The organism is Bacillus sp. FJAT-29790, assembly GCF_019039215.1.
In the GTDB taxonomy this organism is placed as follows: domain Bacteria; phylum Bacillota; class Bacilli; order Bacillales; family Cytobacillaceae; genus Cytobacillus.
This window is the reverse complement of the sequence record NZ_JAHNZZ010000001.1, coordinates 3,049,433-3,050,270: the sequence shown is the minus strand read 5'-3', so window position 1 is coordinate 3,050,270 and position 838 is coordinate 3,049,433. Positions and strand designations below refer to the sequence as shown.

The 838-nt window shown below is 51.7% G+C and carries 6 tRNA genes; all 6 read left to right on the top strand.

The annotated features are described in order from the left end of the window. Window positions 1–65 precede the first annotated feature (65 nt). The 6 genes from BGM26_RS14455 to BGM26_RS14430 all read left to right on the top strand — a co-directional run bounded on the left by BGM26_RS14455 (window position 66) and on the right by BGM26_RS14430 (window position 735). A tRNA-Val gene (locus BGM26_RS14455) sits at window positions 66–141 on the top strand. A gap of 154 nt (window positions 142–295) precedes the next feature. Next, a tRNA-Lys gene (locus BGM26_RS14450) sits at window positions 296–371 on the top strand. A gap of 7 nt (window positions 372–378) precedes the next feature. Beyond that, window positions 379–463: transfer RNA gene (locus BGM26_RS14445), tRNA-Leu, on the top strand. An 8-nt stretch (window positions 464–471) separates the two neighbouring features. Continuing rightward, a tRNA-Leu gene (locus BGM26_RS14440) sits at window positions 472–560 on the top strand. A gap of 13 nt (window positions 561–573) precedes the next feature. Further along, a tRNA-Arg gene (locus tag BGM26_RS14435) sits at window positions 574–650 on the top strand. Window positions 651–658: 8 nt separating this feature from the next. Then, window positions 659–735: transfer RNA gene (locus tag BGM26_RS14430), tRNA-Pro, on the top strand. The last annotated feature ends 103 nt before the right edge of the window (window positions 736–838 follow it).

Here is an 838-nt window from a genome sequence, read left to right as displayed (position 1 = left end):
AGCGGTTAAGACACCGCCCTTTCACGGCGGTAACACGGGTTCGAATCCCGTACGGGTCACCACACGGAGGATTAGCTCAGCTGGGAGAGCATCTGCCTTACAAGCAGAGGGTCGGCGGTTCGATCCCGTCATCCTCCACCATATTTGCCGGTGCAGCTCAATTGGTCGAGGATTTTAAAAGATTGCAGCATCGAAGCAAAGCTTCCCCGAATGGCAAACTTTTAAAATCTGTGACAAAGACCGCAGGGCTTTGGAACACAGTTTGACTGGTATCAAAATTTAGGAAATTAATTACGAGCCATTAGCTCAGTCGGTAGAGCATCTGACTTTTAATCAGAGGGTCGCAGGTTCGAATCCTGCATGGCTCACCATTTTTTTGCGGGTGTGGTGGAACTGGCAGACACGCTAGACTTAGGATCTAGTGCCGCGAGGCGTGGGGGTTCGACTCCCTTCACCCGCACCATCTTATATGCCGGGGTGGCGGAACTGGCAGACGCACAGGACTTAAAATCCTGCGGTAGGTGACTACCGTACCGGTTCGATTCCGGTCCTCGGCACCATTAATAAAAAAATGCGCCCGTAGCTCAATTGGATAGAGCGTCTGACTACGGATCAGAAGGTTATGGGTTCGACTCCTTTCGGGCGCGCCATATATTAACGGGAAGTAGCTCAGCTTGGTAGAGCACTTGGTTTGGGACCAAGGGGTCGCAGGTTCGAATCCTGTCTTCCCGACCAGCCGAAGATAACACAGAAATATGGGGCCTTAGCTCAGCTGCTTAGAACTGACGGCTCATAACTGTCCGGTCATAGGTTCGAGTCCTACAAGACTCACCACTAT